This window comes from Pseudodesulfovibrio sp. lm2024 (genome assembly GCF_051175575.1).
GTDB lineage: Bacteria > Desulfobacterota > Desulfovibrionia > Desulfovibrionales > Desulfovibrionaceae > Pseudodesulfovibrio > Pseudodesulfovibrio caledoniensis.
Genome location: NZ_CP195092.1, coordinates 573,866 through 599,885, shown reverse-complemented (window position 1 = coordinate 599,885; position 26,020 = coordinate 573,866). Strand labels below are relative to the sequence as shown.

At 62.9% G+C, this 26,020-nt stretch carries 28 protein-coding genes and 1 tRNA gene; 10 read left to right on the top strand and 19 right to left on the bottom strand.

Translation table 11 applies throughout. From position 1 onward, the window contains the following. Position 1: 1 nt before the first annotated feature. The 7 genes from ACR42D_RS02725 to ACR42D_RS02695 form a co-directional block, all read right to left on the bottom strand. The gene (locus ACR42D_RS02725) at positions 2–433 is read right to left on the bottom strand and encodes a Fur family transcriptional regulator (RefSeq protein ID WP_484565330.1); all 432 of its coding nucleotides are present in this window, start codon (positions 431–433) and stop codon (positions 2–4) included. Positions 434–451: 18 nt separating this feature from the next. After that, a complete protein-coding gene (locus ACR42D_RS02720) occupies positions 452–1,372 on the bottom strand; it encodes a metal ABC transporter solute-binding protein, Zn/Mn family (protein WP_484565329.1) in 921 nt (306 codons plus the stop codon). A 178-nt stretch (positions 1,373–1,550) separates the two neighbouring features. Beyond that, positions 1,551–2,048, bottom strand: coding sequence for a GlcG/HbpS family heme-binding protein (locus ACR42D_RS02715; protein ID WP_484565328.1), 498 nt, complete (start codon positions 2,046–2,048; stop codon positions 1,551–1,553). A gap of 320 nt (positions 2,049–2,368) precedes the next feature. Further along, positions 2,369–3,166, bottom strand: coding sequence for an aldolase/citrate lyase family protein (locus ACR42D_RS02710; protein WP_484565327.1), 798 nt, complete (start codon positions 3,164–3,166; stop codon positions 2,369–2,371). 30 nt (positions 3,167–3,196) lie between these two features. After that, positions 3,197–4,480 (bottom strand): MFS transporter, encoded by a 1,284-nt coding sequence (locus ACR42D_RS02705; RefSeq protein WP_484565326.1) that lies wholly within the window; start codon positions 4,478–4,480, stop codon positions 3,197–3,199. A 135-nt stretch (positions 4,481–4,615) separates the two neighbouring features. After that, the gene (gene rhmD / locus ACR42D_RS02700) at positions 4,616–5,821 is read right to left on the bottom strand and encodes an L-rhamnonate dehydratase (protein ID WP_371386870.1); all 1,206 of its coding nucleotides are present in this window, start codon (positions 5,819–5,821) and stop codon (positions 4,616–4,618) included. 64 nt (positions 5,822–5,885) lie between these two features. Beyond that, positions 5,886–6,632 carry an IclR family transcriptional regulator gene (locus ACR42D_RS02695; protein WP_484565325.1) on the bottom strand — a complete coding sequence of 249 codons (747 nt, stop codon included), beginning with the start codon at positions 6,630–6,632 and terminating at the stop codon, positions 5,886–5,888. Positions 6,633–6,988: 356 nt separating this feature from the next. On the opposite strand from ACR42D_RS02695, the gene ACR42D_RS02690 reads away from it, so the two are divergent. Further along, complete coding sequence (locus tag ACR42D_RS02690; RefSeq protein WP_484565324.1) at positions 6,989–7,411, top strand: hypothetical protein; 423 nt, start codon at positions 6,989–6,991, stop codon at positions 7,409–7,411. Between the two features lie 178 nt (positions 7,412–7,589). On the opposite strand, the gene ACR42D_RS02685 is transcribed toward ACR42D_RS02690, so the two are convergent. The 8 genes from ACR42D_RS02685 to ACR42D_RS02650 form a co-directional block, all read right to left on the bottom strand. Further along, the gene (locus ACR42D_RS02685; RefSeq protein WP_484565323.1) at positions 7,590–8,864 is read right to left on the bottom strand and encodes a TRAP transporter large permease; all 1,275 of its coding nucleotides are present in this window, start codon (positions 8,862–8,864) and stop codon (positions 7,590–7,592) included. Positions 8,865–8,873: 9 nt separating this feature from the next. Beyond that, entirely contained in the window at positions 8,874–9,356 is a 483-nt protein-coding gene (locus ACR42D_RS02680) for a TRAP transporter small permease (RefSeq protein ID WP_484565322.1), read from the bottom strand. A 58-nt stretch (positions 9,357–9,414) separates the two neighbouring features. Further along, positions 9,415–10,392 (bottom strand): TRAP transporter substrate-binding protein, encoded by a 978-nt coding sequence (locus ACR42D_RS02675; RefSeq protein WP_484565321.1) that lies wholly within the window; start codon positions 10,390–10,392, stop codon positions 9,415–9,417. Positions 10,393–10,605: 213 nt separating this feature from the next. Further along, positions 10,606–11,307 carry a response regulator gene (locus tag ACR42D_RS02670; protein ID WP_484565320.1) on the bottom strand — a complete coding sequence of 234 codons (702 nt, stop codon included), beginning with the start codon at positions 11,305–11,307 and terminating at the stop codon, positions 10,606–10,608. Beyond that, complete coding sequence (locus ACR42D_RS02665) at positions 11,304–12,929, bottom strand: ATP-binding protein (RefSeq protein WP_484565319.1); 1,626 nt, start codon at positions 12,927–12,929, stop codon at positions 11,304–11,306. The genes ACR42D_RS02670 and ACR42D_RS02665 overlap by 4 nt, the downstream gene beginning before the upstream one ends. 281 nt (positions 12,930–13,210) lie before the next feature. Further along, positions 13,211–14,269: a type II toxin-antitoxin system antitoxin DNA ADP-ribosyl glycohydrolase DarG gene (gene darG / locus ACR42D_RS02660; RefSeq protein WP_484565318.1), complete on the bottom strand. Its 1,059-nt coding sequence runs from the start codon at positions 14,267–14,269 to the stop codon at positions 13,211–13,213. Between the two features lie 12 nt (positions 14,270–14,281). Further along, a complete protein-coding gene (gene darT / locus ACR42D_RS02655) occupies positions 14,282–14,899 on the bottom strand; it encodes a type II toxin-antitoxin system toxin DNA ADP-ribosyl transferase DarT (RefSeq protein ID WP_484565317.1) in 618 nt (205 codons plus the stop codon). 280 nt (positions 14,900–15,179) lie between these two features. Then, a tRNA-Leu gene (locus tag ACR42D_RS02650) sits at positions 15,180–15,266 on the bottom strand. A 301-nt stretch (positions 15,267–15,567) separates the two neighbouring features. Between ACR42D_RS02650 and aldA the strand changes: the two genes are divergently transcribed. Beyond that, on the top strand, positions 15,568–17,004 hold the full coding sequence (gene aldA, locus ACR42D_RS02645; protein ID WP_484565316.1) for an aldehyde dehydrogenase: 1,437 nt from the start codon (positions 15,568–15,570) through the stop codon (positions 17,002–17,004). Positions 17,005–17,069: 65 nt separating this feature from the next. Here aldA and ACR42D_RS02640 read toward each other — a convergent pair whose 3' ends face one another. Then, a complete protein-coding gene (locus tag ACR42D_RS02640) occupies positions 17,070–17,963 on the bottom strand; it encodes a LysR family transcriptional regulator (protein ID WP_484565315.1) in 894 nt (297 codons plus the stop codon). Positions 17,964–18,050: 87 nt separating this feature from the next. Here ACR42D_RS02640 and ACR42D_RS02635 point away from each other — a divergent pair, with 87 nt between their 5' ends. The 8 genes from ACR42D_RS02635 (at position 18,051) to ACR42D_RS02600 (ending at position 23,146) form a co-directional block, all read left to right on the top strand. Next, positions 18,051–18,461, top strand: coding sequence for a CidA/LrgA family protein (locus ACR42D_RS02635; protein WP_484565314.1), 411 nt, complete (start codon positions 18,051–18,053; stop codon positions 18,459–18,461). Continuing rightward, positions 18,445–19,155, top strand: a complete 711-nt coding sequence (locus tag ACR42D_RS02630) for an LrgB family protein (RefSeq protein WP_484565313.1) — start codon at positions 18,445–18,447, stop codon at positions 19,153–19,155. The genes ACR42D_RS02635 and ACR42D_RS02630 overlap by 17 nt, the downstream gene beginning before the upstream one ends. A 101-nt stretch (positions 19,156–19,256) precedes the next feature. After that, entirely contained in the window at positions 19,257–19,940 is a 684-nt protein-coding gene (locus tag ACR42D_RS02625) for a DUF554 domain-containing protein (protein WP_484565312.1), read from the top strand. Between the two features lie 91 nt (positions 19,941–20,031). Then, the gene (locus ACR42D_RS02620; protein WP_484565311.1) at positions 20,032–20,655 is read left to right on the top strand and encodes a cysteine hydrolase family protein; all 624 of its coding nucleotides are present in this window, start codon (positions 20,032–20,034) and stop codon (positions 20,653–20,655) included. A 2-nt stretch (positions 20,656–20,657) separates the two neighbouring features. Next, on the top strand, positions 20,658–21,110 hold the full coding sequence (locus tag ACR42D_RS02615) for a MarR family winged helix-turn-helix transcriptional regulator (RefSeq protein WP_484565310.1): 453 nt from the start codon (positions 20,658–20,660) through the stop codon (positions 21,108–21,110). A 78-nt stretch (positions 21,111–21,188) separates the two neighbouring features. Beyond that, on the top strand, positions 21,189–21,569 hold the full coding sequence (locus ACR42D_RS02610) for a RidA family protein (protein ID WP_484565309.1): 381 nt from the start codon (positions 21,189–21,191) through the stop codon (positions 21,567–21,569). A 70-nt stretch (positions 21,570–21,639) separates the two neighbouring features. After that, on the top strand, positions 21,640–22,527 hold the full coding sequence (locus tag ACR42D_RS02605) for an AraC family transcriptional regulator (RefSeq protein ID WP_484565308.1): 888 nt from the start codon (positions 21,640–21,642) through the stop codon (positions 22,525–22,527). A 52-nt stretch (positions 22,528–22,579) separates the two neighbouring features. Further along, positions 22,580–23,146 carry a kinase inhibitor gene (locus ACR42D_RS02600; RefSeq protein WP_484565307.1) on the top strand — a complete coding sequence of 189 codons (567 nt, stop codon included), beginning with the start codon at positions 22,580–22,582 and terminating at the stop codon, positions 23,144–23,146. A 73-nt stretch (positions 23,147–23,219) separates the two neighbouring features. Here the strand turns inward: ACR42D_RS02600 and ACR42D_RS02595 are convergent, their stop codons facing one another. The 3 genes from ACR42D_RS02595 to ACR42D_RS02585 form a co-directional block, all read right to left on the bottom strand. After that, entirely contained in the window at positions 23,220–23,705 is a 486-nt protein-coding gene (locus ACR42D_RS02595; protein WP_484565306.1) for a hypothetical protein, read from the bottom strand. Positions 23,706–24,210: 505 nt separating this feature from the next. Continuing rightward, positions 24,211–25,119, bottom strand: a complete 909-nt coding sequence (locus ACR42D_RS02590) for an AEC family transporter (RefSeq protein WP_484565305.1) — start codon at positions 25,117–25,119, stop codon at positions 24,211–24,213. A 78-nt stretch (positions 25,120–25,197) separates the two neighbouring features. Further along, positions 25,198–25,947 carry an N-acyl homoserine lactonase family protein gene (locus tag ACR42D_RS02585; protein ID WP_484565304.1) on the bottom strand — a complete coding sequence of 250 codons (750 nt, stop codon included), beginning with the start codon at positions 25,945–25,947 and terminating at the stop codon, positions 25,198–25,200. Positions 25,948–26,020 lie beyond the last annotated feature (73 nt).

Below are 26,020 nucleotides of genomic sequence, written 5' to 3'. Positions count from 1 at the left end.
CCTACCCTGCGGCGCGGGCGCAGGCGGGGCAGAGGCCTTCGAGGTGGAGGTCGACGTGGCTGACGGCCAGGTTGAGGGCGTTGGCCACGGCGGTTTCATCGAAGTGGAGTTGTTCGTTGGCGATGCACTGGACGCGGCCGCAGCCGGTGCAGTGAAAATGGCTGTGGTCGCGGCCCACGCAGTAGTGCTGGACGCGCTCGCTGGTGCTGAAGCGGTTGACCGCGCCCTTTTCGGCCAGCAGGTCGAGGATACGGTAGACCGTGACCCGGTTGATGCGGTGCTCGGGCAGGATCGCGGCCAGGACCTCGGCGGCGGTCATGGGATGTTGTCCGGCGGCCACGGCGGACAGCACCAGGATACGGTTGAGGGTCGGCTCCAGGCCGGTCCGCTCCAGGAACTCCCGGGCGGCTTCGGCGGTATCGTGCTTGGTCATGACACCCTCCGGACGGGATTAGCGCAGGGCCTGGTCAAAGGCGTCGGCCGCGTGCAGCAGGTTGTCCTTCCAATTCTCGGCCAGGGGGTCCAGGGGCACGACCCTGGCGTCGAGCTCCGAGGCGATGACGTCGGCGCTGCGCCGGGAGAACTGCGGCTGGACAAAGACCACGCCCACGCCCAGCTCCCGGCCGTGCTCGATGATCTCGGCCAGATGCCGGGGGCTCGGTTCGCTGCCGCCCGCCTCGATGGCCACCTGGGTCAACCCGTAGCGCTTGGCGAAATAGCCCCAGGACGGATGGAAGACCATGAAGGTCCGTTTTTCCGCAGGCAGAGGAGCCAGCTTCCCGGCAATGGCCTCGTTCAGGTCGTCCAACTCCTTGAGGAACGCGGCCAGATTGGCCTGAAACGCATCCTTGTGAGCGGGCTCGACCTGGATCAGCCCGGCGCAGGTGTTTCGCGCGACGATCTTGACCCGCACCGGGTCGAGCCAGATGTGCGGGTCGAGGATGCCGTGCTCCTCGCCTTCATGCTCCTCGTGCGCGGCCTTGTGGCCGTCCCCGTCATCGTGGTGGTGCTCGGCCATGGGGATCTTTTCCACGCCCTCCTGGGTCTTGACCACGAGCATGGTACGGTTGGCATCGGCCAGCCTGGGCAGCCAGACCTCCTCCAGGTTGACGCCGATGGCGAAATAGACCTGTGCCCGGGTCAGGGCGGTCATCTGTCTCGGCGAGGGCTCGTACATGTGCGGGTTGGCACCGGGCAGGACCAGCACTTCGACGTCCACCAGGTCCCCGCCGATGCGTTCCACGAAATATTTCTGCGGCAGGATGGACACGAACGCCTTCACCGGCCCTGCCGCCAGGGCGGGCCCGGCCCAGGCCATCAACAGCACGAGCACCACGGGGAGCGCTTTTTTCATCAGATCGAAAACCTTCATGACAACCTCCAGATGCAGCGGTACGGCCTTGTCGAGATAGGCAAACTGATCACATCGTGCAACACAGTTGCATACTTGTCAACACCGCCGGAGAATCCGCCCTGCCCGCAACGACGAGGCCCGGCCCGGAGAAACTCCGGGCCGGGCCGTTCGAATTGCAGGTGATTGACGGCGGACGCTACTTGAGCAGGGCGGCCGCACCCGCCTTGGCGATGACCTCGTCCTCGTCCACGGTGCCGCCGGACACGCCGACGGCGCCGACGATGACGTTGTTCTTGTCCACGAGCAGCACGCCGCCCGCGAACAGGATCAGGCCGTCGTTGCTGGCCTCGATGCCGTACAGGGGCTGGCCGGGCACGGACACGGCGCCCAGGGTGCGGGTGGACATGTTGAAGTAACGGGCCGTGACGGCCTTTTTGATGGAGATGTCGATGCTGCCGATGAAGGCGTCTTCCTGGCGATAGAAGGCCTTGAGGTTGCCGCCGGCGTCCACGACGGCGATGTTCACGGGCACCTTGGTCTCAACGGCCTTTTCCAGGGCGGTGTCGAGAACGGCCCGGGCCTGGGCCAGGGTGATGTCGCCGGGCAGGGTCTTGACCGGGCCCTCGGCCAGAGCGGGCACGGCAAAGAGCGCGATGGCAAGGGCAAGAACGGTGCTGAGCACGATTTTACGCATGGAAAAATTCTCCTCCTAAATGACATGCCGTCTTACCGGGCCCCACGCCGGGGCAACGGATAATACCGGCGAATTCAAAAGGAAATTACGCCCGCGCGATAAAAAAAGCAATGTTTTGATACGGTAGAGCCGCTACAAGAACGGCCGAGGTGGAGACCGGTCCGACGCCCTCCGGACTGGGGGCCATGCGGGAAAAAAGCGTGGGACGACGGCGGGCTTTGATCCGCCGTCGTCCCACGGGAGCAAAAGGACCTGAGGCCGACCCCGGGGGCGGCTGACGCCGCCGCCCGAGGCCGGTGGAGGTTGCGATTTTGTTGCGCTTAATAGCCCTGCTTCTCTTCCGCTTCCCGGCCGGTCGGCTTGAAGGGAGCCAGGGCCGCATCCAGGGCATCGACGTAGGACACGGTGTCCACGGCCACGGCCACGAAGTTGGCGCCCCACTCGATGCATTTGCGGGCCGCGTCCGGGTCCGTGCACAAGGTTCCGGCGGCCTTGCCCGCCGCGCGGATGCGCTTCAGGCAGTCCTCGATGGCGGCCTGCACCTCGGGATGGCCCGCGTCGTCCGGGTGGCCCATGGAGGCCGACAGGTCGGCCGGGCCGATGAACACGCCGTCCACGCCCTCGACCGCCATGATCTCGTCCAGGTTGCCCAGGGCCTCGCGGCTCTCCACCTGGACCAGCAGACAGAGTTCGGACTCGGCCTTGGCCATGTAGCCGCTCACGCGGCCCCAGCGGGACGCCCGGGCGATGCTCGCCCCGACCCCGCGCTGGCCGTTGGGCGGATAGCGCAGGGCCGCGACCATGCGCTTGGCGTCTTCCGCAGTGTCCACCATGGGCACCAGCACGGTCTGCGCGCCGACGTCCAGGACCTGTTTGAGCAGGGCCGTATTCCCTTCCAGGGGACGGACCACCGGGTAGGCCGGATAGGGCGCCACGGCCTGCAGCTGGCCAAGCACCGTCTGTATCGTGTTCGGGGCGTGTTCGCCGTCGATGAGCAGCCAATCGTAATCGGCTCCGGCCGCCAGTTCGGCCATGTAGGGGGATGCGGTGCTCAGCCACAGGCCGTAGAGCACCTCTCCCTTGGCGATCGCCTCTTTGAATCTGTTCTTGGGTATCATTGTCTATCTCGTTTGTTGTGGACCCGTGGATCAGCCTTCGCTGGGCACGGGTTGGGGAGCCTTCTTCGAGCGCAGGGCCAGGATGGCCGCCGAACCGCACACGGTGATGATCGCCAGCGTGACCAGACCGGCCATGTGGTTGCCGAAGAAGATGTCTGCCTGGGCCTTGATGTTCGGGGCCAGGAAGCCGCCGAACGCGCCGAACATGTTGGTGAAGCCGATACCGGCGGCCAGGGCCGCGCCCGACAGGAGGCTGGTGGGCATGGTCCAGAACACGGGCTGCACGGCGATGAAGCCGGCGGCCGCGAAGCACAGGGCGACGATGGCCACGCCCGGGGAGGCGAAGGCCGAGACGCCGAGGCCGAGACCGGCCACGAGCAGGGTCATGGCGGCGGTGATGCGCCGCTCGCCGGTGCGGTCCGAGTACCGGGGGATGTAGTAGGTGCCGAACAGCGCGGCCACCCACGGGATGGCGGCCACGAGCGAGACCTTGAAGCCGACCGTGGTGCCCATGAGCGCACCCACCTGGGTGGGCAGGTAGAAGACCAGGCCGTACACACTGATCTGGATGATCATGTAGATGATGGCCAGGTGCCACACGGGCCAGCGCTTGACGGCGTCGCTGATCTTCGAGGTCGCCTTGGTGCTCTCCTCGGCCTTGAGGGTCTCGGCCAGCAGTTCACGCTCCTCGAGGACGAGGAAACGGGCCTCCGCCGGGGAGTTGTCCAGGTACAGGAAGGTGGCGAAACCGGCGATCAGGGCCAGCGCCCCCTCGATGACGAACATCCAGTACCAGCCCGGATGGCCCAGGAAGCCGTGCATCTCGAGCAGCGCGCCGGACAGGGGCGAGCCCAGGGTCAGGGCCAGGGGCGCGCCCATGTAGAACAGCCCCATGATGCCCGCGCGGCTGCGCTGGGGGAACCACTGGGAGGTCAGGTAGATCATGCCCGGGAAGAAGCCCGCCTCGGCCGCGCCGAGCAGGCTGCGCACGAGCAGGAACTTCCACTCGGAGTCGGCATAGCCCATGGAGGCGGACAGGACGCCCCAGACCAGGGTCGTGCCGCCGATCCAGGCGCGGGCGCCGAACTTGCGCATGAGCAGGTTGGCGGGCACGCCCAAAAAGGCGTAGGCCACGAAGAATATCCCGGCGCCCAGGGCGAAGGCCCCGTCGCCCAACCCGGTGTCCAACTGGTAGGACGCCTTGGCGAAACCGATGTTCGCCCGGTCGAGGAAGGCCAGGATGTAGAGCATCAACATGAACGGAATGAGGCGCAGGCGGGTTTTATTGACAACCTGCTCCAAGTTTGATGACATGGTTTTCTCCTATTGCGTGATACCGTTTTACGTTGGGAGAGTGGGCTACCGGGCTGCCACCTGGTGGCCCATGTTCGTTGCGGGCTCCATCTCGCCGCCCGCCACGATCCGCATCGTATAGTCCATCACCATTTCCTAGTGAGTGTGGGGCCGGACCAGGTCGCACTCGCGGTTCAGCTCCACGCCGAAACCGGGCTTGTCCAGGGTCTCCTTGGTGATCCGGCCGTTCTCGGGCACCGGCTCGTTGAGCAGCAGCGGGTGGAACTGGGGCCTGACCTCGAGGCAGTCCGGGCTGGTCATCAGGTACTCGCTGAACGGGGTGTTGGTGAAGGTGATCACCGCGTGGTGCGAGTAGACCGAGGAACCGTGGGGCACGACCAGCTGGCCGTGGGACTTGGCGATGGCCGCGATCTCGGTCAGGGTGGTCAGTCCGCCGCACCAGCCCACGTCCGGCTGCATGATGTCCACACCGGTCTCGGACAGGGTGGCGAAGGACTGGATGGTGCCGTGGTGCTCGCCGGTGGTGACCAGCATCCCGGCCGGGGCCTGGCGCTTGAGCTCGCGGTAGCTGTCATACTGCTGCGGAGGGAAGCACTCCTCGATCCACTTCAGGTTGTAGGGGGCGCAGGCGTGGGCCAGCTTGACCGCGTAGTTCACGTCCTGGCTCATCCAGCAGTCGAGCATCAGCCAGAAGTCCGGGCCGCACTTCTCGCGGTACTCGGCGACCATGGCCGCGTCCTTGCGGATGCCCTCGTCACCGTCGTGCGGACCCCAGTGGGTCGGCATCTTGCCGCCGATGAAGCCCATCTCCTTGGCCGCGTCCGGGCGCGCGCCCGTGGCGTAGAACCGGATCTCGTCGCGCACCGCGCCGCCGAGCAGCTTGTAGACCGGCGTGTCGAGCACCTTGCCGAACAGGTCCCACAGGGCCAGGTCCACGCAGGAGATGGTGTTCATGACGATGCCGCCGGAACCGGCGTAGTACATGGTGGCGTTGATCATCTGGTCGTGGATCAGCTTGATGTCGCTGACGCAGCGGCCCTCGATGAACCGGTTGAGGTGGTTCTCGACGATGAAGCAGCCCATCTCGCCGCCCGTGGAGATGGCGAAGCCGGTCACGCCGTTGTCCGCCTCCACCTCGACGATCAGCGTGCCCAGCACGTTGATGCCGAAGGACTGGCGGGACTGCTCGTACTTCTTGTACTTGCTCATGGGCGTGGCGATGTGGTCGTCGATCCAGTGCCCTCCGGCCTGGTCGTGGTAGTCGCCGCCGCCACCGGCGGCCTTGGCCGTGGCGCCGCCGCAGTAGTAGGCCCTGATCTCCTTGATCTTCGGAAGAATCATCTTGGTCCTCCAATGTAACAGGTTGTCGAGGCCGGGGAGCCCCTCCGGCGCGCACCGCGCGTGCCTAGGATTCCGTCCAGCCCAAATCTCTTGAAATGTCCCGCGCACAGGCCAGCACCTGCTCGGCCAGGGAGGCCACCATGGAGTCGGCCACCTGCATGGAGGTCCCGACCACGGAGATGGCTCCGGCCACCCCGCCCGCCCCGTCGAACACGGGCGCGGCCACGCAGCGCACCGCCGAGACATCCTCGCCGTTGTCGAATCCCCAGCCCTCGCGCCGGATCTTGGCCAGATCCTCCTCCAGGGCCTCGGCCGAGACGATGGTCGTCGGCGTGACCGGCTTGAAATCCGTGCCCGCGATGATCGCCCTGCGCACGGACTCCGGCTGCCAGGCCAGCAGGCACTTGCCCACGCCCGAGCGGTGCAGGGACAGACGCTTGCCCACGTAGGAGCGCACGCTGATGGTGCTCTGGGATTCGATCTTGAGGATATAGTAGGCGGCGTCGCCGTCGAAGATGCCCAGATGGCAAAGCAGCCCGGTGCGGTTCATCAACGCCTCCAGGTGGGGCCTGGCCGTGTCGCGGATGTCCAGCTGCTCCGAGGCGCGTTCGCCCAGGGCGATGAGGCGCACCCACAGCCGGTAGTTGCCACGGTCGTCCTGGGAGACCAGCCCGAGCTGCTGCATCTCCTTGAGCAGCAGGTACGCCGTGCTCTTGGGAATGCCCGAGTGCTCGATGAGCTCCGAGGCGGGCGCACCCCCGTGCTCGGAGAGGTATTCCATAATCACCATGGCCCGTTGCAGGGTCGACATTTTGCTCTTTTCCAAAATACTGGACTCCATTCCTAAATGTTGAACAAACCTAGACCGCAAAAAAATCCCTGTCAAGAGGGTGCCGCGTACGGGCTCGACAATTTCGCGCCAGCCGCAAGGCCGGGACAGAGCTCCCCCCTGCCTCGCCTTCCCTTCCTCCGGGCCTTACTCGGGCCGCTTCTTTTGCGCGCGAGACGCCCATGCCGCCCCACCTTCCCCTTGAAGGCCGGGCGTTCACCAAGTATAGGCACTGGCGGCGGACCCGTTTCGTCCCGACCAAGGAACGCTCGCGGCCAGGAACGCCCCTGGCCGTTCCCCCGCAACCGGAGAATCGCATCTCAAGGAGATCCCACCCCATGGACACCCTGCTCGCCGACCAACTGGCAACCTTTCTCGACACCTGGACAGCGGACCCCAACCAGACCAAGGACTGCTTCACGACCCTCAAGGCGCACCTCGAAGGTCTGGACGGCATCAAGCTCGACTTCGTGCCCCGCCCCGGCATCACCTACTCCCTGCGCGCCGCCCATGAGAACCAGACCAAGCGCAACCTGTTCGCCATGGTCGACGTCATCGACGACGACCCGGCCGACCGCTGGCTGTCGGTCTGCTTCTACAACGACCTGGTGGACGATCCCAAGGAACTGGGCGACGAGGTCCCCGGCGGCCTGATGGGCGAAGACGCCAAATGCTTCGACCTCTACGAGGGCGACGACGACATGGTCCGGTACATAAAGGAAAGGCTCCGGGCCGCCTGCCTCGCCGCGGCCAACGGATAGCTCCCGGCGGCCCGCATTCATCCCCGTTGAAACGAACAGGGCGCAGAGGTTTTGCCTCTGCGCCCTGTTTGCGTCCGGGAGCGGCCAAAGTCGTACAAAGCGGGCAGGCCCCGCCGCATCCCATGATGCGGCGGGGCCCGTTATTCAAACAGTCGCCCGGCGGTGCCGGGGTAATGCCCTACTGCAACAGGTTCGGGAGGAAGGTGATGATCGGGGGACAGAACGTCATCAGCAACAGGGCGGCGAGCAGGGCCGCCAGATAGGGAACCGAAGCCCTCATGACCTTTTCCAGGGGGACCTTGGTGATCGCGCTGGCCACGAAGAGGTCCAGACCCACCGGCGGCGTGATGCAGCCGATGGCCAGGTTGACGACCATCAACACGCCGAAGAACAGCGGGTCGATGCCCAGCTTCATCGCCACCGGCAGGAAGATCGGGGTCAGGATGACCACCGCCGCCGAGGCGTTGATGAGCGTGCCGATGAAGAGCAGCAGCAGATTCATCATGAGCAGGAACACGGCCGGCGAATTGGTCAGGGACACGATGTATTCCCCGATGTGATGGGGAATCTCGAGGTTGGTGAGCATCCAGCCGAAGACCTTGGCCGCGCCGACGATGAACATGATCATGGTCGTGCCCATGACCGCCTGGAAGATGATCCGGGGGAAGTCCTTGAGGGTCAGTTCCCTGTAGATGAAAAACCCGACGAAGATGCCGTAGACCGCGGCCACGGCCGCCGCCTCGGTCGGGGTGAAGATGCCGCCGTAGATGCCGCCGATGATGATGACCGGCGTCATCAACGCCCAGAAGGAATCCTTGAACGCCTTGAGCAGGTTGACGAACGAGAAGGACCCTTCGGAGGGAATACCCTCCTTCTTGGCGATGAAGTAGCTGACCAGGCACATGGTCAGCCCCATGAGCAGGCCGGGGACCAGGCCGCCGACGAACAGGTCACCGATGGAGGACCCGGCTATGACGCCGTAGACCACCAGGGTGATGGACGGCGGGATGACGATGCCGACCGTTCCGCCCGAGGCCACGATGCCGGTCGCCAGCTCGCGGCGGTAGCCCTTCTTCTCCATCTCATCGACCATGGTCGAGCCGATGGCCGCGGTGGTGGCCGCCGAGGAACCGGAGATGGCGGCGAAGAACATGCCCGAGACCGCCACGACCTGCGCCAGCCCGCCGGTGAAGGAACCCACCAAGGCCTGGGAGAAGTTGACCAGCCGCTTGGTCACGCCGCCCGCGGACATGAACGAGCCCGCGAGCATGAAGAACGGCACGGCCATGAACGAGAACGAGTCGATGCCCGAGTACATGACCTGGGTGATCATGACCTGCGGCATGTTCATGTAATGGTAGAGAATGACGGAAACCGAGAGGCCCAGCGCGTAGGCCACGGGCACTCCCAGGAATGTCAGGCCGAGAAAGACGCAAAGCAGTACCGCTTCCATAACGACCTCCTAACCCCGGTGTTCCCGGATTTTCTTGAAGATATTCAGGGTGTCCTTGATCAGGTAGAGGATCATCAGGGACGCGCTGATCGGAATGATGGAGTAGACGACACTCATGGAGACGCCGAGCCCGGGAGCCGTCTGGAAGGTCATGACCGAAGTCATTTTGGCCCCCTGCACCAGGAGCAGCATGGTGAAGGCATAGCTGCACAGGTTGACGAACACCTCGAGCGCCAGCCCGGTGCCTGTTCCGGCCAGCTTGGTGGGCAGGATCTGGACCGCCAGGTGGCCGCTCTCCCCCATGATCAGGGCCGAGCCGAGAAAGACGACCCAGACGAAAAGAAATCTCGCCAGCTCCTCGGACCATTCGAAGGTGATGCCGAAGATGTAGCGGGTGACGACCTGCATGAAGATCAGTCCGAGCATGATCGTCATGGACGACACGGAAATCCAGTAGAGGACGGAACGCAATTTGTTGAACAACGCATCCATCGGGAAACCCTCCTATGAAACGGGGCCGGAGAAAACCTCCGGCCCCATCCCGATATGACTACTTGCGCAGCGCGTTGATCTTGTCGATGTTGTCCTGGCCCACGACCGGCGCGAATTCCTCGTACACCGGCTTGGTGGCTTCCATGAACACGTTGCGGTCGACCTCGGTGATCTTGATCTTGCCCGTGTCGGCAATGAGCTTCCAGTATTCCGCATCCTTTTCGGCGGACAGCTCGCGCTGCCAGTCGATGGCTTCCCTGGCGGCGTCCTTGAGGATCTGCTGCTGTTCGGGGGAGAGCCTGGACCAGCTTATCATGGACATGACCACCGGTTCCGGGGAGTAGGCGTGGGCGGTCAGGGAGGCGTACTTCTGGACCTCGAAGAACCGCTTGGTCCAGATGTGGGCGCTGGGGTTCTCCTGGCCGTCCACAGTGCCCTGCTGCATGGCGGAATAGAGCTCACCGAAAGCCATGGGGGTGGGGGACGCGCCGAGGGACTTCATCATGGCGATGAATATCTTGTTGGTCATGACGCGGATCTTGAGGTCCTTCATATCGGCCGGAGTCCTGACCTCGCGGACGTTGTTGGTCAGGTGGCGGATGCCGTTCTCCATGTAGCCGAGCAGCTTGATGCCCTTGGGCTCCAGGGCCTTGCCCAGCTCCATGCCGACGGAGTCGAGGGAACGGTAGGCGTGGGGGCGATCCTGGAAGAGGAACGGCAGGTCGAAGATGGAAATCTGCGGCTGGAACTGGCCCAGAACGGCGGTGCCGACCAGAGCCATGTCGACGGTGCCGAAGATCAGCCCCTCGATGAGGTCCTTCTGCCCGCCGAGCTGGGAGGAGGGGAAGACCTTGACCACGATATCGCCGCCGGACTTCTCCTTGACCAGTTCGGCGAACTTCTCGGCCCCCTGGCCATACGGGTGGACGGGCTCGGCGATGTGGCCGAGTTTCAGGACAATTTGTCCGGCAAACGCGGGAACGGAAAGGGCAACAGCCAGCATGATCGCGCAGGCGACCGTCAAGATACGTCTCATACATCCTCCTGCCAAAGGCAGTCTTAAGGTTAGATTGGAGTGCAACCCTTCTGACTTGGTAGGATGTACGTATGATAAAAAAGGACAGAAAACAGATTGGCTGTTTAAAGGGTATACTGTCCCTAAAATGGATTTTGGGCATTTTGTTCACGGCGCGGGCGCTGGCGAAACCGCCGACCGCCTGGCTGCCCGGAAGCCCCGCCGTGAACCGGCTCAGTGCTTGAAATAGCGGCGCTCGGGGCGGCCCACCGAGCCGTAGGCCACGTCCGGGAAGATGAACTTGATGGAGACCAGGTACTCGAGGTAGCGGCGGGCCGTGGACCGGCTGGCCCCGATGCGTTCGCCGATCTCCTCGGCGCTGGCGCCGCGTCCGGCGTCCAGGCCTTCGCCCTCGAACTCGGCCTTGATCTTTTTCAGCGTCAGCGCGTCGATGCCCTTGGGCAGGTCCTCGGCCGGGGGTTCGGACAGGGAGAGGGTCGGGTTGAGATTGCGCATGCTGTCCACGTCCCGCTGTTCGACGGTGCCGTCCGTGCGCAGCCGGCGGAAGTACTCCCGGAACTTGTCCAGGCAGGCGGTGAACCGGTCCAGGATGACCGGCTTGATGATGTAGTCGAACACGCCGCCCCTGAGGGCGTCCTTGAGCGGGCCCATCTCCTTGGTCGCCGTGATCAGGATGACGTCGGTCTCGATGCCCTGGGTGCGGATTTCGCGCAGCAGGTCGAGGCTGGTGCCCTCCGGGAAATACAGATCGAGCAGGATCAGGTCGGGCTTGTACAGTCCGATCATGACCCGGGCGTCCTCGAGCCCCTGGGCGATGCCGACGACCGAAAACCCCTCGACCCGCTCGGTGAACCGGCGGTGCAGGTCCGCGATGCGCGGGTCATCCTCGACAATGACGACTTCGATATTCCTCATCCGACGATACACCTGGTTTTCGGAATGATGACGGAGAAAAGCGCGCCGCCGAACTCCCCCGACGAAACGGAGATGAAGCCGCCGAGCTCGTCCAGGCGCTGTTTCACCAGATACAGCCCCAGCCCTCTCCTGAGGGTTCCCTTGGAGGAAATGCCCTTTTCAAAGATGACGTCCATCCGCTCCTCCGGGATGCCCGAGCCGGTGTCCTCGACCTCGAAGACGATGTCGTTGCCGAGATCGGTGAAGGAGAGGAAGACATGCCGCCGGTCCTTGCCCTGCTCCAGGACGGCCTCGAAGGCGTTGTCCAGCAGGTTCCCGACAATGGTAACGATTTTTTCCTGTTTGATCCAATCCGGCACGTCCACCATGGTGCCGTCCTGGTCGATCTCAAAGGATATCTTCAGTTCCATGGCCCGGTTGAATTTCCCGAGCACGATGGCGGCGATGACCGGGTGGGGCACGGCCTTGTTCAGGAAGCGGATGATGTCCTCGTAGCCCGAGGACTCCCGGGTGACCAGTTCGAGCGCCTCCTGGTAGGCCTCGATCTGGATCAGGCCCGCGATGGTGTGGAGCTTGTTGGAGTACTCGTGCGTCTGCCCCCGCAGGAGCTCCGAGTATTCCTGGATGCTCGAGAGCTCGTGGGAGATCCTGTCCAATTCGTCCTTGCGCCGGAAGCTGGCGACCAGCCCCTTGACTTCTTTGTCCTTCAGGACCGGGACGATGTTGAAGATGAGCTCCTGTCCGTTGACCACCCGTTCCTGGTCGTACTCGCTCTCCCCGGTGGTCAGGGCGTGCTTCATCCCGGCGCAGGGAATGACGTCGTCGATGTGGTTGCCCACCAGTTCCGAGGAATTGAAGCAGGTGTATTTGAGCGCGGCCTTGTTGGCCAGGCGGATCACGCCCTTGTGGTCCGTGGCGATGACGCCCTCGCGGATGGTTTCAAGGACCGCGCCCCGCTCCAGGTAGAGATTCGTAATCTCCGCCGGTTCGAGGTTCAGGGTGATCTTCTTGAGATGACGCGTGATCCCGGCCGTGATGCCGAATCCGACTATCGTCAACAGGGCGATGAAGAGAAGCGGACGCTGCATGTGGTCCGCTATGCTTTTCTGGACGCTGGTCGCCAGATAACCGACCGACACGAAGCCGATGATCCCGCCGTCACTCGCGTGGACGGGAACGAATCCCCGGATGGACCGGCCGAGCGTGCCCACCGCCTCCGAGACATAGGACTTGCCCTCGTTGAGGACCGGGCCGGTGTCCCCGCCCACGAACGTCTTGCCGACCCGCTCCGGCACGGGATGGGAGTACCGCTTGTTGTGCGCGTCGCCGACGACGATGTAGGCGGCGCCGGTCAGTTCGCGTATCCGCTCGGCAAGGACCTGGATTTTCCCGTTCGGGTCCTTGTGCTGCAATTCCTCCGCGATGGCGGGCATCTGGGCGATGGACTGGGCGATCTGCAGCGCGCGCTGGCCGATCTGCTCCCGGAGCATGGACGAGGTGAGGTCGGAGACCAGAAACCAGGTGATCGCAATTTGGGTCAGCACCAGCCCGGCGACCATATAAGCAAGATAGTGCTGTATGGTCTTCGGTACTATGGCGGCCAGGATCTTGGATTTTTGCATGATGGTATTCAATCGCGCATCGCCCGGCCGAACCGGGCGTTCCGCAACCGCAGGCGGCGGTTGCGACGATTGAGCAACTCATATCGCTTCCCAATTGATCCGTCATCTTTTTTTTGCCGGATGCGCTTCACCCCAATACCACGGCTTGGCCCCGCCAAGCGGCGTAGCTCGTTAACCGGTCCACCTTAAAAACGCTGCTCAGTGGTCCAACAAAGTGGACCCACTTCTACCAATTGGATTACCATCATGGGATAAAGGGCAATGCCAACTCTCAGCGATCACTAAACAGCACACTCTTGAAGCCAGCCTTTCGATTCCAATCGCTCAATCGCAAGGTCGATGTGTGAGCGTTGAAACATCCTGCTCTTTCTGTCGGTCCATTTACTAATGGAATCATATACTTTTTCAGGCTCAACTTCGCATTCAAGTTCTTGAGTAATCACCCAATGAACTGTTCCCAACAATTCAAGACCATAAGGGGAATCAAAACCTTCGACCAAATCGAGAACTCTTTCAATCCGATCTGAAAGCTCTTGATCCTTTTTTAGGCCATCATCAATCTTACTTTGCATTGAATGGATGAGCTGAAGCTTTACTAGAGGGCGCTCATCTCCATCACCCCATCCAGTTAAGTAATGCCCTTCCAATGCATTAATCACATGCCTTAAATTGGTAGCATATGGACCATATAACCACTTGACGAAATTCAATCTAAGAGGTTGACCCGCTATTTGTAAAAAGTAAGAAAGCTTTTGGGTTTCAATAAGTGTAAACTCTGGATCGAAACGCATTGAAGCGTAGTGAGACAAAACACTTAGCAAGGACCTTTTGCCTGGGGTCATTTTGGGCTTAACAGTTCTATTGGGCATGGACTTCGCACTTGGAGCCCCCTTAGGGGGATAAAGATAAACATCCACATCAGGCAATGAGGCGAAAGCCCCTTCAATTAATGAACGAACCGTCTCCCAGGGTAGTCCTCCAAGCCCGCAACCCAACGGAGGGATAGCAATTGATTTAATATGCTTGTCCTGCACAACCTTAACAAGGGCATTTAATCCTTCCTCGATATATTCAACCTTACTCTTCCCTCTCCAATGCTTCTTAGTGGGGAAATTGATTATAAATTTGGGGTCAATTAAGTCTGTAGTCTTGGTCACAAACATAGAGCCAGGAACAACCACACCAAGCTTACACGCTTTGGCATACTGCTCGAAGTTTTCTGGAAATGCCTTCTTGAATTGCAGCGCAATTCCTTTGCCCATCACACCGACAGTATTCACTGTGTTCACCAAGGCTTCGGCATCAGACTTTAGCAAATTACCTTTTGTTAAAGTAATCATCGCAGACCTCTCCTAATAGTACCAATCTGTTCTGATGTCAGTGGCGACATTTTTCCCACTGCTTTGAAGCAATCCGTCAACGTAGTTTTTAACTTCCACACTGGCCACCCCAATAAACCGAACGAGCTCCCACAAAAAGAAACGATGGACTAGGAACTCAGCCATCCGACGCTCCATACGGTCTAGATCAGTAGGTGTGTTGTTCCACATCTTCTCACTCATCAAAGGCATATCGACCACGTTATGAAGTTGACCGACATCCTTATAGAATGAAGCGAAGGTCAATGCTGCATTCCTATCAGTGAAGCAACACTCAGCTTTTGACACAACGTCCTCTACCGTGGTGCACAAATAAATAACTTCCTTCTGCCCATAGTCACACTCAGGAACATTGCCTCTATGAATCGAATAAAGCATGGGAGAGCGAGGAGCAAAATAAAAAGGAACATAGTCAGCAACCACACCGTTGGGAGGAACCGTCACATTCTTTTTAAATCGCCGAGTTTTAATATCCCTGTTACCTACGATGGCATGGCCTTTATTGACCATATCTGAATCGCATTTCAAGCCACCCGTAGCCAATATTGAGTTTAGATTTTCGTAGTGCGTAAAATGATATATCCAAGTCATCTAATTCTCGTGTTCTTAAGCCCAACCCCAAAAAAACACCTAGCCCCTCAATAGCAAGCTCAATCAACATAAGAGGTAAGCTAACCGTAATCGGAAGCCGTTAACCTTTTAGCCTTACTATCATCGGCACAATCATTTGTATATCCCACAAAACCGAACAAGCATTAACCACCAACGATGAGCACAAAAGAGGGGCAAATGCGGGGCAAACGGCAAACAACATCAGAAGACACAAAAAGAAGTGGCTCACGATTTCCGTCGTAAGCCACTGATTTTCGTATGGTACCAGGGGAGGGACTCGAACCCTCACAGTATCGCTACCGGCGGATTTTGAGTCCGCTGCGTCTACCAATTCCGCCACCCTGGCTTGGGAGAGGTTCTCTCATAGGGCAGGGGCGCGGTCTCTGTCAATGGTCTTGTCTCGGCTGCGGGACGGGGGCAGGCCGTGGCCGCCATCCCACAGGGGGGGGGCCGTGTCCCCCTTTTGGCCGGAGAATGTCCACTATGCTGGAATTGACACATTTCTCGGCTGGAGGGGTTGTTTCAGGCCTCCGCTTCTGTCAACGTATGCACCATTCTTATGTGCACCCCAGCCGGACCGTTTCCTGGTGGTGAGGTTTTCCCTGTAGGCTGGCACATTAACCCACTTGTTATTCAGGAGGTTTTGGATGAAATCATATCAGCAGTACATCAACGGCGAGTTCCGTGACGCGGTTTCCAAGGAGCGGTTCGAGGTCATCAACCCGTTCACCGAGAAAGTCGTGGCCATGGCCCCCAAGGGCAACGCCGAGGACGCGGCCCTGGCGCTGGAAGCCGCCACCGCCGCGCAGAAGGCCTGGGCCGCCAAGCCCTGCTCCGAACGCGCCGCGTACCTGACCAAGATGGCCGACGCCATCCGGGCCAACCGCGTCATGCTCGCCGAGACCCTGGCCGAGGAACAGGCCAAGGTCATGCCGCTCGCCCAGGTGGAGATAGACGCCACCGCCGCCTATTTCGACTACTACGCGGGCTGGGCCAACAAGTACGAGGGCGAGGTCATCCAGAGCGACCGGCCCACCGAAAACATCCTCCTGTACCGCCAGCCCGTCGGCGTGGTGGTCGGCATCTGCCCGTGGAACTTCCCGTTCTTCGTCATGGCCCGCAAGGTAGCCCCGTCCATCCTGACCGGCTGCACCATCATCCTCAAGCCGAGCAGCGACACCCCGAACACCACCTTCGAGTTCGCCAAGCTCATCGCCGGCATCGGCCTGCCCAAGGGCGTGCTCAACTTCGTGTCCGGCGGCGGCTCCACCCTGGGCGACGCCCTGGTGCGCAGCCCGGAGGTCGGCCTGATCACCCTGACCGGCAGCGTGGAGACCGGCCAGCGGATCATCTCCGCCACGGCCGAGAACATTACCAAGACCTCGCTGGAACTGGGCGGCAAGGCCCCGGTCATTGTCTGCGCCGACTGCGACATGGACCTGACCGTCAAGGCCGTGGTCGCCTCGCGCGTCATCTTCTCCGGCCAGGTCTGCAACTGCGCCGAGCGCGTCTACGTGGAGGCTCCGGTCTACGACGAGTTCATCGAGCGCATGACCAAGGCCATGAGCGCAGTGACCTACGGCGATCCCTTTGCCAAGACCGCGCCCGACATGTCCTCCCAGATCAACGGCGCCCAGCTCGACAAGATCGCGGCCACGGTCGACCGGGCCAAGGCCGAGGGCGCGGAGGTGCTGGTCGGCGGCAAGCGCGCCGAAAACCAGCCCTCGGGCTACTTCTACGAGCCCACCCTGCTGGCGGGCTGCACCCAGGACATGGAGATCGTCCGCAAGGAAATCTTCGGCCCGGCACTGCCCGTGGTCAAGGTCGGCGACTTCGACGAGGCCATCGAGCTGTCCAACGACTGCGAATACGGCCTGACCTCGTCCATCTTCACCTCCAACATGAACAAGACGATGCGGGCCATCAATGAGCTCAAGTTCGGCGAGACCTACGTCAACCGCGAGCACTTCGAGGCCATCCAGGGCTTCCACGCGGGCTGGCGCAAGTCCGGCATCGGCGGTGCCGACGGCAAGCACGGCCTGTTTGAATACCTGCAGACCCACGTCGCTTACATCCAGTACTAACCCTCGCGTCCGCACAACAAAGGACCGGCCCCTCGGCCGGTCCTTTTCTTTTATTGAAGAGGTGGTCAGCCCGCTGCCGGGTCGCCGTACAGATCGCGCGCCACGTCGAGCCACGCCTGGGCCGCTCGGGAACGATACGCCCCCCGCCGCCAGATGACGGCCATGTCCCAGGCCGTGTGCGGGTCCTCCAATTCGACCAGCCCGACCTCGCCGGAGGTCCGCTGTTCGGCCACGACCCGGGGCAGGAAGGCCGCTCCCAGCCCGGCCCCGGCCAGCTTGCAGATGAAGTCGATCTGGCTGCTCTTGGTGATGACCGCGGGCTCGAAACCGCTCCTGCGGCAGGCCGCCAGGATGATCCTGTTCAGGGCGAAGCCGTCCTCGAAGAGGATGAACGGCACCTCGCGCAGGGCCTCGAGACGGATGGAGCCATGCACAGCCTGGGGATAGTCGCGCGAGAGCAGCGCCACCAGCGGCTCGCGCCGGACCGGCAGCCACTCGAATTCCTCGGACACGGGCAACAGCGACGCGGCCAGCTCCACACGCCCGGCGAGCAGCAGTTCCTCCAACTCGTCGCTGCCGTGCTCCACCAGCCGGATGTCGATGCCGGGAAAGCGTTTGCGGTACTCCGCGAAGACCGGGGCGAACAGGGTGGACGCGCCGATCTGCGGCAGCCCCAGCGCCAGCGTGCCCTTGGCCAGGCCATGGAGCTCCTCCAGCTCGCGCAACATGTCGCCTCGCTCGGCCAGCAGACGCAGCCCCCGGCGGTAGACCACCTCGCCCGACGGGGTCAGAACGACGCCCCGCGCGTGCCTGTCCAGCAACGGCGCGTCCAGTTCATTCTCCAGCTGACGCACGGCCTTGCTGATGGTCGACTGCGTGCTGAACATGACCTTGGCGGCCCTGGAAAAGCCCTGCTGGCGGACCACCTCCACGAACATCTGTATTTTTCTGAACTCCATACCTATTCCAATATGGAATAGTTTCAAGTTGTACAAGTCATTTGCTTCATCGATTGCGGCGGCCTATTTTCCCGTCACGAGGTATTCATGACAACACGAGCCATAGTCATTCCCCTGCGGAGGAAATTCCACAACAGCAGCCTGGCCCAGATCGGCCTGCTCTTTCTCGTCTGGCTGGCCAGCGAAGGATTCGTCCGGGCGACCCACGCCCCGATCCCGTCGGGCATCGTCGGCCTGCTCATCGTCTATCTGCTGCTTTTCAGCCGGAAGATCAGCCCCCGCAGCCTGCGCCGGGGGGCCGACTGGTACTTGGGCGAGATGCTCCTGTTCTTCATCCCGGCCGTGCCCGCGGTCACCGCCCACCCCGAGTTCTTCGGCCTGCTCGGGCTAAAGCTCCTGGCGGTCATCTTCATGGGCACCGTCGCGGTCATGAACGTCACCGCGCTGACCGTCGATCTCTTCTTCCGCATGGAGGCCCGCCGTGACCACCGTGACTGAGTACTGGAACAACCCCCTGGTCCAGGCCGCCATCTGGTCCCTGGCGACCATCGGACTCTACCTGCTGGCCAAGCTCGTCTACGGCCGCTGGCACCGCTGGTGGCAGATGCCGCTGGCCCTGGCTCCGGCGCTGCTGATCGTGCTGGTCTGGGCCCTGCGCGTGCCCTACAGCCGCTACCACGACTCGGCGGGCTGGCTCCTGACCATGCTGGGACCGGTCACCGTGGCCTTCGCCGTGCCCATCTACGAGCAGCGCCGCCTCATCCGGCGCTACTGGGGCGTGCTGGGAATCGGCATGCTGGCCGGGTCCGCCACGGCCTTTGTGACCAGCTGGATCTTCGCCTCGGTCCTCGGCATAGACGGCCCCCTGCGCCTCAGCCTGCTGCCGCGCTCCATCAGCACACCGTTCGCCATGGACGTGTCCAAGGACATCGGCGGGACGGCGGACCTGACGGCGGTCTTCGTTATCGTCACCGGCGTGCTCGGCTCCATCGTGGGCGGATTCCTGGCCGACCGGCTGCCTCTGCGCTCGGCCCTGGCGCGCGGGGCCATGCTCGGCGTGGCCGCTCACGGCGCGGGCACGGCCAAGGCCAATGAGCTCGGCCAGGAGGAGGGCTCCGTGGCCGGACTGCTGATGATCCTCGTGGGCATGCTCAACGTCCTCGGGGCCACGGTCTTTTCCCTGTTCCGCTAGACGACTTTCCAAGCGGGATCGACCCCATTCCGCTTGTCAGGCCCTACGCTTGGTGATAGCACCGCTGGACGACATATCCACGTCTGATCAAGGAAACACCCATGTTGCCCATCGGTTCCCTCGTCAACGCCTGCGCCATCATCGGCGGTTCGCTGATCGGCTGTTTTCTGCAATCCCGTTTCCCGGACCGCATCCGGACCATCGTGTTCCAGGGGCTGGGGTTGTGCGTGCTGCTCATCGGCGTGCAGATGGCGCTCAAGGTGGAGAACATCCTGATCGTCATCTTCGCGGTGTTGCTGGGCGGCATCACCGGCGAATGGCTGCGGCTGGACACCCTGCTGGAACGGCTGGGCAACCGCTTCAAGAAGCTGGTCCGGTCCAAGAACGCCACCTTCACCGACGGGCTGGTGACCACCTCCCTGCTCTTCTGCATCGGGGCCATGGCCATTGTCGGTTCCCTCGAGGAGGGCATCCACGGCGACGCCACCATCATCTACACCAAATCCATCCTGGACGGCTTCGCGGCCATCGCCTTCGCCGCCACCTACGGCACCGGGGTCATCTTTTCGTTCATCCCGGTCCTTGTGTACCAGGGCTCCATCACCGTGGGCGCGTCGTTCTTCCAGCAGTACTTCTCTGACCTGATGATCGCCCAGATCACCGGCTGCGGCGGCCTGCTCATCGTGGGCATCGGCATCAACCTCCTGGAACTGACCGAGATCCGCCTGGCCAATCTGCTCCCTTCCCTGGTCTACGTGGTCGTGCTGACCTACTTCTTCGGCTAACCCCAGTCCAGCCCCCCTTGACAGTCTGCGTCCGGCACATTAGTTACCATGATAACAATAGACAACCGCACGACGAAACCATGGAGGAACCATGCTTCACGACATAACCAGGGAGCGTTCGGCGCTCGTGTTCATCGAATTCCAGCGGGAGTGGCTGGCCGAGGACAGCGTCCTGCGACAAAAGGTCATCAAGGACCGCGAACCGTTCCGGGCGGCAATCGAAAACGGGGCGCGGATCATTCAATCCGCCCGGGCCAACGGCTGGACCGTAGTCCATGCGGGCCTCGACCTGAGCGCGGACCCCGGCTACTTGATCTTCAACGGCGGCGACGGCGTCCTCGGGTTGCGCCAGGCCATTCCCCGGGCCGGGACCTGGCGGGGTGACGGGGCCGATCGGCCCGCGCCCTTCGCCCCGCTCCAAGGCGAGTTCGTGGTCTCCGGAAGGTCCGGGGCCAGCGTGCTCAAGAACTCCACCCTGGACCCTTTTTTGCGCAACCGGCGGATCGACACCCTGTTCCTCATGGGGTTCGCCACCCACGTCTGCGTGGAATCCTCCCTGCGCGAGGCCCACGACATGGGCTACAACGCCTACCTGGTGGAGGACGCCTGCGCGGCCTTCGAGCGCGCCCAGCACGAGCACGTGCGCAAGCATGTGGTCCGCCACTTCGGGGCCGAGACAAACACAGCGGAACTGACTGCGTTCATGGGGGGATGACCATGTTCTTTCTCAAGGAACTGCCCAGCCGCGAGACCCTGGACCGATACCACGAGCGGTTCCCGGACATGCGGCCCGAGGTCATCGGGGAGGCCCTGCGCCTGATGAAGCAAGGCAGTCTGCTCATCCGCAGCCTGGACGAATACTTCACCGGGCACGGATTCTCGCAGTTGCGCTACCTGATCCTGGTGGTCATCGACCGCCAGCCGGACAGGGACGAGATGACCGTCACCGAACTGGCCGCCAACCTCGACGTGTCCAAGCCGGTCATGACCCGCACCCTCAAAGGGCTGGCCGAGGACGGATTCGTCGACATCGCCGCCCACGACAGGGACCGGCGCGTCAAGCTGGTTAGGCTGACCGGGCCGGGCCGCGACAAGCTGGCGGCCATCCTGCCCGGCTATTACGAAACCATCCAGGACGCCATGAGCCGACTGGCGGAAGACCATGCCTAACCACCTCTTCGCCCTCAAGGTCTACGTCATCATCCCGTATCTCAAGAACGGCGGAAAACGCCTCGAAGGAGACACCCCATGACCATACAACGAACCAACATCCCGGAACTGCCCGCCCCGGCCGGGCCGTACGTCCACGCCGTGCGCCACGGCGACACCCTGTACATGTCCGGGCTCACGGCCTTTGGCAGCGACGCCGAATCCGGGCCTATCGAAGAGCAGGCGCGAGAGATTTTCCGGCAGATGGGACTGATCGCCTCGGCCCACGGATCGGGCCTGGAAAACCTGCTCAAGGTCACGGCGTTCGTCACGGAGTTGGACCGGGTGGGCCCGTTGCGCGAGGCCCTGTTCGACATCTACGGCGACAACCTGCCCGCCAGCTCCCTGGTCCGGGTGGCCGGGCTGTTCGCCGACGGCCTCAAAATCGAGGTCGAGGCCGTCCTGGCCGTGGACGGCTAGCCATCCTGGGCCCGCCCGGAAGCGCGGTCGGCCTCTTGCCTCCGGTACCCGCTGCTGATACGCCTTGGGCATGGATTTTCCCGCACTCCACCGGACCATGCAGCGACTGCTGGCGAGAGAGGACCCCGAACCGGGCCTGACGCCGCTGGCCCCGCTCGGCCTGCTGGCCAGCGTCCGCCAATACCGTCTGCACGCGGTCTCCCTGCCCCAGTCCACCGCGGTCTTCGTCCTGGAAGGGACCAAGACGGTCCACCGGGAGCAGGAACAACTGACCGTCCGCGCGGGCGAGGTCTTCCTGTACCCGGCGCGCATGGAGACCATGGTCGAGAACATCCCGGACCCGAAGAGCGGACGGTACGCCGCGCTCTGCCTGACCTTTTCCGAAGACATGCTCGCCCGAACGGCAGACCGGCCAGAACGGATGGACGCGCCGTCGCACCTTCTCGAGGGACTGCACCTGCGCTGCGACGAGACCCTGGCCCTTAGCCTGGCCCACCTGGCCGACATGGCCGGGGCCGCCCCGGACAACCTCCGGCTCCTGGACCTCTGCCGGGAAGAAGTGTTGCTGCTCATCGCCGACCGGGCGGGGGGAGCCCCGCTGTTGTGGACCTCGGCGTCCACCTGGGGGGCGCGCTGCGCCGGGGTCATCGGCCAGTCGCCGGGCCGGGAGTGGACCGCCGGGGAGCTGGCCGACCGCCTCGGTACCAGCGAACGCAGCCTGCGTCGGCACCTGCAGAGTGAGGGCACGCGCCTGACGGACGTCCTCCGCGAGGTGCGCCTGGGCACGGGATTGAGCCTATTGCAGGGCGGGGGCGTCTCGGTGGGCGAAGCCGCCTTCCGCTGCGGATACAGCTCCGCGTCCCGGTTTGCGGGCCTGTTCCGGGAACGGTTCGGCATCAGTCCCCGGGACGTGCTCCGCTGCGGTGCCGTTTTGGAGCCGTCTTTGGCCGAAACGTGATCACGCCCAACCTCCCCGCCCGATAGATTCCTTGAAACACCAAGGAGGCATCATGCTCACACGTTCCACGCTTTTCCTCGCGGCGGCCCTGACGGCCGTCCTCACCCTGTCCGCGATCCCGGCCCTGGCCGGGGACTTCCGGTTGACCAGCCCGTCCGTGCACGACGGAGCCGCCCTGCCCCCGGAGCAGGTCCTGGACGGCTTCGGCTGCACCGGCGACAACGTCTCCCCGGCCCTGCGCTGGACCGATCCCCCAGCGGGCACCAAGAGCTTCGCCCTGACCGTCTACGACCCGGACGCGCCCACGGGCAGCGGTTGGTGGCATTGGGTGGTCTTCAACCTCCCGGCCGACTGCCGGGGGCTCGAACAGGGCGCGGGCAGCGTGGGCGGCGCTCTCCCGGCCGGGGCCGTGCAGAGCCGGACCGACTTCGGCCAGCCCGGTTACGGCGGGGCCTGTCCGCCGCAGCACGACGCGCCGCACCGGTACGTCTTCACCGTGTACGCCCTGGACGTTGACCATCTCGATCTCGCCCCGGACAGCCCGGCCGCCATGGTCGGCTTCTCCCTGCACGGCCACATCCTGGGCAAGGCCGCGATCACCGCGACCTACGGACGGTAGCCCCTAAACCTCGACCACGAAAAAAGGCCCGCCTGACAACAGGCGGGCCTTTTGTGTTGGAGATAAAAGCGGCCTATTCGGCGGGTTTTTCGGCGGGCTTCTTCTTTCCGGCGCAGCCGCCGCAGCCCATGGTCTTCTTGACCAGCTCGTCGGGCTCCACGGTGCGGATATCGGCCTCGGATTCGATGTGGCCCTTTTCCATGGCGTAGGCGATGCAGTCCTCGAAGATCCGCTGGCAGTGCTCGGTGGGGATGAACTCGCCGAGCATGGCCCGCTGGAACTCGGGGCGGTCAAAGGGCTCGGCCCATTCCTTTTCGCGCAGAGTCATCCACGGCCCGATGCCGGGCGTGTCGATGGGCGGCGTGGTGGACCGCAGGGTGACCTCCCAGTGGGTATAGCCGGACATGTCGTCCAGGGTCTCCTCCGGAGTGCAGCTGTGCACCTCGCTGGCCTGGAACGAAACGAACAGTTTGAACCCCACGGCCAGTTCCTTGAACACGCGCCCGAACTCCTCGGTCCGGTAGGCCTCGACGAGATATTCCCTGAAATCTTTAGCCATTACACACTCCTTTGGTACCGTGAACAGGAAATCAGCGGCATAATTACTTAATTGTTTCTTTATGGCAAGCGGCTTCCGGGAGCGGGCCATCTGCACATTTTTCCAGGGGGCTTTCATCCTCACGTAGGCGGCTACGCTGCGGTGAAAGCCCCCTGGATCTGTACCTGAGGCATAAGATCTTGTATGGCTCGAAGACTCGCCTACAATTCACTAAAAAATACACAGCTGCACCACTCTCGACAAATCCGCAGGAAAGCGGATTTGGACGTTGCGGCCTTTCCGCAACGCCCCGAAGGGGTGAGCCTCAGGACGGGGCGAATCAAAGCCTATTCCGAGGACGAATTGGCGGCGAAAAGCCGCTGTCGAGTGCTGCGCACCCGAGTCGCTCCGTGGAGTTCGGCGGGGACTTCGGGCAATGCTGGGCCAAAAACCGAAGCGGTGCGGACCGCCCCGCGAAGCGGATAGAAAAAGTTTCGGAGGGTGAGAGGGGGTTGGGGGCGTCTTCCTAGCCCAGCAGGGCGAGGACGAGGGGCATGGTCAGGGCGGAGAGGACGGTTTGGGCGGTGATGATCAGGGCCATGACGTCGTGGTCGCCGCCCATTTGGCGGGCGAGGATGAAGGCGGAGACCGAGACCGGGATGGCGGTATAGATGAGGGCGGTGGTCACGGATGGGCCTTCCACGCCGAGCAGGCGGGCGCAGCCGTAGGCGGCCAGGGGCAGGGCCACGAGGTGGGCCAGGGAGGCCAGGGCCACGGGCAGTGTGGACGCGCCGATGCCGTGGAAACGCAGGCCCGCGCCCACGGCGAGCAGGCCGAGCGGCAGCGCGGCCTTGCCGAGGATGGTCAGCAGGTCGAGGAGCACGCCGGGCAGCGGGAGCTTGAGCACGCTGAGGGCCATGCCGACCACGCAGGCCAGGATGAGCGGGTTTTTTATCAGTTCCAGTCCGACCCGGCCCAGGCCGCCGCCGTGCCTGCCGTGGCGCGACAGGACCAGGACGCAGAGCACATTGACCAGCGGGATGAGGGTCAGCAGGGCCACGGCGGACAGGGCCATCCAGTCCGGGCCGAGCAGCCCGGCCGCGGCGGAAAGGCCCACGTAGGTGTTGGGCCGGATGGCCCCCTGGAAGACCGAGGTGAAGACCGGGCCGTCAAGGCGGAACATGGTCCGGGTGAAGACCAGAAACGCGCCCAGCAGGCAGACCGCGCCGATCAGTGTCAGGGAGAGGCCCAGGGACGAGGCGTCGAACTGCCGCCCGGACAGCCCGCTGACGAGCATGGCCGGGAAGAGCGCGTAGTATGTCAGCCGCTCGGACACCGGCCAGAACCCCACGCCCGGAAAGTCGAGGCGGTACAGGATGAAGCCGATGAGGATCAGCCCGAAGATGGGCAGGATGGCGAAAATGGCGGGGGACATGGACGGGACGGTACGCCCGGATGCGACTTCATGGCAAGGAAAACGGGGAGCTTCCGCATGGGCGGGCCCCCGCCTGAACTATTCGGGGATGGTCTCCATGGACGCCCATTTGGGCTCGTGGAGCGGCAGGACGTAGTCGGCCATGTCGCGGGCCTTGAGCAGGATGTCGTAGGCCTCGTAGGGACCGGTGTTGGTACCCGGCGGGATGACCTCCATCTCCATGGCCCGGATCTCCTTGGGCGGGTCCAGGTTTTCGAGGATGGTGCAGAAGCCGCAGATGAGCACCGAGCCCTTGTCGGTCTCGATCTTCACGGACATGCCGCCCGGGGTGTGTGCCGGGGTGTGGATCATGGTGATGCCGGGCAGGACTTCGGTGTCCTTGTCCACGGTCACGATCTGGCCGTTTTCCTTCGCGTCGTCCACATAGTCCTCCAGGTAGCGGAAATCGAGCGGATGCGGATTGTAGACCGACTCCATCTCTTTTTCGTGCACGTAGATCGTCGCGTTGGGACACTTGTAGTCGTTCTCGCAGTGGTCGTTGTGCAGGTGGGTGTGGATGATGATGTCGATGTCTTCCGGCTTGAGGCCGTATTTGGCCAGCCCTTCCTCGAAGGTATATATCTTGCCGCCGATGGCCTTTTCGCGGTCCTCGGAAACGATGGGCTGCATCTCGCCGGTGTCCACCAGGATGTTATTGTCGCCGCCCTCTATGTACCAGGTGTAGATGGGGATGGTGTACGGGGTGCCGTAATCGTGCTGATAGGTCATCATGCCTTTGTCGAAGACCTTGGTTCCCATGACGATCGGGTGAATTTTGTAAGAGCTCACGGTTCACGCTTCCTGTTGTGTTTGCCTCTAAGTATGAATGGACGTGAGCCGTGTCAAGGGCGTCGGGAGGCCC